This window comes from Psychrobacter faecalis (assembly GCF_016107575.1).
In the GTDB taxonomy this organism is placed as follows: Bacteria; Pseudomonadota; Gammaproteobacteria; order Pseudomonadales; family Moraxellaceae; genus Psychrobacter; species Psychrobacter faecalis.
In genome coordinates this window covers 1-6,373 of record NZ_JABAST010000065.1, presented here as the reverse complement: position 1 = coordinate 6,373, position 6,373 = coordinate 1, and the positions used below count along the sequence as shown (strand labels likewise).

The 6,373-nt window shown below is 41.9% G+C and carries 4 protein-coding genes and 1 pseudogene; 2 read left to right on the top strand and 3 right to left on the bottom strand.

Annotated features, from left to right (window positions below; translation table 11 throughout):
- Nucleotides 1-239 precede the first annotated feature (239 nt).
- From JFC07_RS12765 to xthA, 3 genes are all read right to left on the bottom strand, one after another.
- Nucleotides 240-638 carry a DUF4377 domain-containing protein gene (locus JFC07_RS12765; protein WP_068408379.1) on the bottom strand — a complete coding sequence of 133 codons (399 nt, stop codon included), beginning with the start codon at nucleotides 636-638 and terminating at the stop codon, nucleotides 240-242.
- Between the two features lie 392 nt (nucleotides 639-1,030).
- Entirely contained in the window at nucleotides 1,031-2,254 is a 1,224-nt protein-coding gene (gene argJ, locus JFC07_RS12760; protein WP_198329198.1) for a bifunctional glutamate N-acetyltransferase/amino-acid acetyltransferase ArgJ, read from the bottom strand.
- Nucleotides 2,255-2,391: 137 nt separating this feature from the next.
- Nucleotides 2,392-3,216 carry an exodeoxyribonuclease III gene (gene xthA, locus JFC07_RS12755; protein WP_102076264.1) on the bottom strand — a complete coding sequence of 275 codons (825 nt, stop codon included), beginning with the start codon at nucleotides 3,214-3,216 and terminating at the stop codon, nucleotides 2,392-2,394.
- Between the two features lie 271 nt (nucleotides 3,217-3,487).
- Here xthA and JFC07_RS12750 point away from each other — a divergent pair, with 271 nt between their 5' ends.
- Together JFC07_RS12750 and JFC07_RS12745 are read left to right on the top strand one after the other, a co-directional pair.
- Nucleotides 3,488-4,036 (top strand): hotdog family protein, encoded by a 549-nt coding sequence (locus JFC07_RS12750; RefSeq protein WP_145989763.1) that lies wholly within the window; start codon nucleotides 3,488-3,490, stop codon nucleotides 4,034-4,036.
- 481 nt (nucleotides 4,037-4,517) lie between these two features.
- Nucleotides 4,518-6,217, top strand: a pseudogene (locus tag JFC07_RS12745) (AMP-binding protein).
- The last annotated feature ends 156 nt before the right edge of the window (nucleotides 6,218-6,373 follow it).

Below are 6,373 nucleotides of genomic sequence, written 5' to 3'. Positions count from 1 at the left end.
GATTGGCGTGTTTGTCTTTGATGCGACACTTGAGCGTTTTCATAGAGTGATTATGATCTTAATGAGTTTGGTTGACAAGTCTGTTTTAAGGCTGAGCGACAATAGCTGACGCCTGATATCCACGCCCTAGAAGGGACGTGGTTTTACAGCGCTTTTTGATAAAATACGTTTACCTTTTTCTGTGACTAAAAAAAGCCTCTAATGATTAGAGGCTTTTCTATAATAAGCTACAACTAAAATTATTCAGCAGTTTTTGAAATCACTTCATTTAAAATCCAAACCGGCTTAACCACTTTCGTTGCTTCATTCATAACCGCTTCTTGACGCACATCTAGAATATAGCGATAGTTTGGCTCATAAGTAAAGCCTTGAATATCACCATTTAGAGGCGTGTAGTTTTTCTGATAAGTCTGGCGATATTGTAGGCACTCTGACTCAACCATAGTACCACTCGCGGTGGGCAGCTCACACACCGCTTTAAGTGGTGCTATTTCAATTTTGAAACTTGGAATGTTAACCACTTTCACATTCACAGGTTCGCCTTCGACCACCATAGTACGCTCATCATTCATACCCATGGTAGAACAACCTGACAAGACAAAAGTCGTCATCAATGCCGCAATTGCTAATTTTTTCATTATTAAATCCTCAGTTTATTTATTAGTATTAATCATTACCTTTCAAACTCATTTTAATCAATTATCACTATTCAAAAGGTAGCAAGAAGTCATAAAGATACTGTTAATCAGAAAGTCAATCTAAGCTCATCTAAAATAAAAACGAACACAATTGATATAAATTTCCTCAACTATTAATAGTACCGTCTATTGTTTACTGCAATCAGTATAGGTCGCACCGATGCCTAGCCTCTATAACTGCTTTGTAAAGTAACGTCAGCTTTTGCAACTGCTGTTAATAAACGGTTTAAATTAGACCGTATTTAATACAAAAATATTGAACATAAAAAAACGCTCAAAGCTAACATTATAATGGATGGCTTTGAGCGTTTTTATAAAATGATAGATAACTTTTAACTGCGATAGTCCGCATTTATCTTAACGTAATCATAAGACAAATCGCAGGTATAAACGGTATCCTCGGCATCACCGCGGGCCAAATTAATATGAATGGTAATCTCAGGCTGGCTCATGACTTCTTTGCCCGCCGCTTCCGTATAACTTGGCGCCACACCGCCATTTTGACAAATCATCACTTCATCTAAATAGACATCGACTTGCTCGGTATCAAGGTCGTCGATACCTGCATAACCAACCGCTGCTAAGATACGTCCCCAGTTGGCATCACTGGCAAAAAACGCCGTTTTGACCAGTGGTGAATGGGCGACCGCATACGCCACATCGCAGCATTCTTGCATAGTATTGCCACCCGTGACTTTTACCGTCATAAACTTGGTCGCGCCTTCCCCATCTCGTACAATCAATTGTGCCAAGCGCACAAACACTGCTGTTAAGGCGTCAAATATCGGCTGATAATGCGGATGCTCTGGGCTATCAATAATCTCCGAGCTCGCTGTTCCGGTTGCAATCAAGACGCAGCAATCGTTGGTTGAGGTATCACCATCGACAGTAATGCGGTTAAAGGATTGCTCATTAATTTTGCTCAGCATTTCTTGCAATAAGTCAGCGGCGATATTGGCATCAGTGGCCACATAGCCAAGCATGGTCGCCATATTGGGGCGTATCATTCCCGAGCCTTTTGACATGCCCGTAATATGATAGCTGATAGCATCGACATCAACCTTTTCACTGGCAAGCTTTGGAATCGTATCCGTCGTACGAATACCATTGGCCGCGGCCAGCCAATTATCGGCGGCCAAATTGGCTAAGGCATTGTCTAAGCCTGCGATAACAGCATCACTGTTTAGTGGCTCGCCTATCACGCCTGTCGAAAATGGCAAAACAGTACTGACATCCACGCCCGCTTTAGCAGCTAGGGCGCTACAGATATCAACCGCGCGGCGTTTACCATCAGCGCCCGTACCGGCATTGGCGTTGCCGGTATTGGTGATTAAATAACGCGGGCTGGCTTTAGCAAAGTGTTCACGTAAAACACGTACCGGTGCGGCACAAAAGGTATTTTTAGTAGTCACAACCGCAGTGTTGGCGCTATCAGCAATCTCTATCACCACCAAATCATCGCGGTCTTTGTAGCGTACGCCTGCAGCGGTGGCGCTTAGTTTAATCCCATCAATAGGATAAATCGTATTAGGTACTGCAACGTTGCCGACAGCCATCATTCAATCCTTATTCATCAATGCTGATGTATTATTGGTTATAAATTATCTTTATAAAATTCTAGTTATTCGTTTTTAGTTCTTAAAAACGAATGCTAAAAATCTGATATTAAAAGTCTATGGTTCAAAGCCAGTTATTATACTTTATTTAAATCAAACGCTGCCCAAATTGGCGCGTGGTCAGACGGTTTTTCCATGCCGCGTAGCTCATAGCTGATACCAGCATCGACACAATGGTCGATCAAATCTGCCGTACATAAAATATGATCTATACGCAGCCCGCGCTTAGGATCATCATTGAAACCGCGACTGCGATAATCAAACCAGCTATATAATTCGGTGCTGTCTGGATAATGCAGACGATAAGTATCGGTCAGCTCTCGCGCCATCAAGTTACCATACCATTCGCGCTCTTCAGGTAAAAACGAGGTTTTTCTATTTTTAAGCCAGCGCTTGGCATTGGCCTCGCCGATACCAACATCGATATCTTCTGGGGCAATGTTCATATCACCCATGATAACCAGCGAGCGCCCTTCTGCCTTTAGTGTATCAATATAGGTTATCAAATCCGCATAATAGGCACGCTTCATAGGAAACTTAGTCGGATGGTCTTGGCTCTCGCCTTGCGGAAAATAACCGTTAAGCACATCCACTTCGCGACCGTCGAATACATAGCGGGCATGGATAAAGCGCTTCTGTGCCTCTTCATCTTCTCCCGGAAAACCTTTTTGCACAAAAATAGGGGCAATTTTAGATAATAATGCGACGCCGTAATGCGCTTTTTGACCAAAATACTCGACGTGATAGCCCAAACCTTCCACATCTGCGAGCGGAAACTGCTCGTCGTGTACTTTGGTTTCTTGCAGACCGATCACATCAGGGTCGATAATCTCTTTTATCGCTTCTAACTGATGTTGACGAGCGCGAATACCATTGATATTAAAACAAACAAAACGGGTCATAAACTATCCTATCATTATGAATTGAAATAAAATCTTTCTATAACAAGTATTTTTATAAAATAAAGCAAGCAGCAAGAGATGATAAATAAAGGCTTATCATAACAGACATCGCCACAGCTAGCTGTTGCGCGCCTTTATCTCTTACGATAGAGTAGCTGTCATGAGTAACAATCTAAGCATTGTTATTTCTTATTTTTTATTTTTATAACCTTATATATCAACCTCTTAAACTCTACATGCTATTAATGGCGCAAATTTACTGAGTAACCTGATGACAACCATGAATAAAAATACCGCTGCACAATCGATGCACGCAAGCACCCCGCTATTTGCTACTGATTACAATGTCTATATTAACCATACTGATGCTGGCGGCATCGTCTACCATGCCAATCATCTGGTGTTTTTTGAAAACTGCCGCCGCGACTGGTTCACCAAGCTTGGTTTAAATGGCTATTTTTTGCAGACCGATGATGGTGAGATTCAGCATTTTGTCGTTAGCCAAGCAGATTTGCAGTATAAAAAAGCCATTTTATTAGATGAGGTCATCAACGTACGCATTGATAAGGTTGAGCTAAAACCTGCCAGCATTATATTTTATCAAAGTATCCATCGCTTAGCGCCGAATGACAATGATATTCCTCAGAAAAGTACTGCCTTTTCAAACACTACTTTATTAAGTCGCGCTAAAATTGTCATCGCTTGCGTGCAAAACCAAGTCACGCCAGACTCTGCAAGCAATAATAGCGCACCCATGCGCCCTATTCGTGTACCGCAAAAATTAAGCGAAACCATTAATCAAGCAATAACCGAACAATAACCGCACATAGTGCCGATTCAGTCTCGTTTAAAGTTTAAGTAGAAACGCACTACTCTTTAACCTATCGCTATTCCTTTGCAGTGATATTTTTAGGCACGACTTAAACGGTTTTTAAGTTATATATCGTATTTATCCAAAGACCATCTTAAATTTTTATCCAAATATCAGCATGTTTCACTACCACCTCATTGATGGTCTTTTTTTCCTATAGAAGCATTTATTTATAAACTTTTAATGTGTACTGGGCAGTACTCGCATGCTAATATTGCCTTTACTTAGATTCATGCTAATGTGTTGCTTAAATGTATCATTATATCGTCGATACATTATATTTTAGTTGCAAAGAAACTTAGTAGTCCGTCAATAGATAAGGATGTTATCAAACTCAGCGGCCATTGCTTTACGTCAGCGCTGATTTTTTATTGACACGGATACGACTGCTTAACGATAGAAACTTAATTGAAATTCCAGGACGCTGACTATGACGTTGAATAAACCTTGGCTTGCCCAATATACCTAAGAGTGTGCCGAAAACGATCGATCCAGATAGATATGGCAGCATCGTGGAGCTGTATGAAGAGTGTTTTGATCGCTTTCGTCTGCATCCTATGAGTATCGGTATGGGCGTGACTCATACCTATGATGACATTGATAAGGCTTCTCTTGCCGTCGCCTTGGCTACAAGCACAAGGACTGCCTCAAGGCAGCGTGGTTGCGCTGATGATGCCAAACGTGCCGCAATACTTGCCAACCATGATTGGTATTTTGCGCGCAGGTTACGTCTGTACGCCCGTTAACCCTCTTTACACTGGCCGTGAACTGCGCCATCAGTTAAATGACTCAGATGCAAAGGTTATCTTTGTGGTGGATAATTTCGCTCAAGCGCTCGAGCAAGTGATTGATGAGACGCAAATTAAGCGTATCGTCTTATCAAAAATGGGCGATATGATGGGCCTCAAAGGTATTTTAGTAAATACCATTATCCGTCAAGTCAAACGTTTGGTGCCCAAATACAAGCTAAACGACCCTAAGCATGAAGTCACAAAGTTTCCCGATGTGCTCAAAAAAGGCAAAAACCTACCCTTCCAAAAGCCAAAAATGACTTTGGATCAAAAAGCATTTTTACAATATACCTGTGGTACGACCGGACTCTCTAAAGGTGCGATTTTATCTCAACGTAATATCGTCGCAGGAGCCATGCAATCAGAAGCATGGACGCGCCCTATCACGTCAGAGATTAATGAAGTTTATATCAATATGGTCATGGCCCTACCGCTGTATCATATTTTTGCCTTTATGCTAAGCTCACTCGGTATGCGTTCAGGCTATACCTTTATCCTGATACCCAATCCACGCGACATACCTGGATTTATCAAAACCTTATCTAAACAACCGTTCCATATTTCCCCAGCAGTTAATACTTTGTTTAAAGGCTTGCTTGATAATCCAAACTTTAAAGACCTTGATTTTAGCTCGCTACGTATCTCGCAAGCAGGCGGTATGGCAGCGACCGAACAGACGGCAGCGCGCTGGCTTGAAACCACTGGTTGCGCCATGATTGAAGGCTGGGGTATGACTGAGGGTGTGGCTGTCGGCACTGCCAACGTTGTTACCGACCGTAAGTTTAACGGCACTATTGGCGTCCCAGTCCCGAGCGTTGATGTCATCATCATAGATGAAGACGGCAAGCGCGTCGGTGTCAATGAAGCTGGTGAGATGTGTGTTAAAGGTCCTAACGTCACCTCAGGTTATCTGAATAGAGACAGTAGCGAAGACTTTACTGAAGATGGTTACTTTCGCACGGGCGATATCGTCAGTATGGATGAAAAAGGCTACTTTAGATTATTAGACCGTAAGAAAGACATGATTTTGGTCTCAGGCTTTAACGTCTTTCCTAACGAAGTAGAATCCGTGATGCTTGATTGTGAAGGCATTCTTGATTGCGCGGTGATCGGTATTCCTGATGAGCGTCAAGGAGAAGCGGTCAAAATCTACGTCATCCCTGCCGACAATAACGTGACCAAAAACTCGATTAAAGAGTTTGCTCTAGACAATTTAACCGGCTATAAATGTCCGCGTTATATCGAGTTTGTTACTGAGCTACCAAAGAGTAACGTTGGTAAAGTACTGCGCCAAAAATTGCGTGAAAAACACATGTCAGATAATCCGCAAACCTTATAGTCGTTAAGACTCTCAGTAGTTAAGACTTATAAGTTTCAAAAAATAAAAGCCCACTATATACAATGTAGCGGGCTTTTTGTTGCGTTAATTTTTCTTGATTAGTTTTAAAATTAACCCCAGTTCGGGATAAGCCACATTGTAACTCATTGATACTAT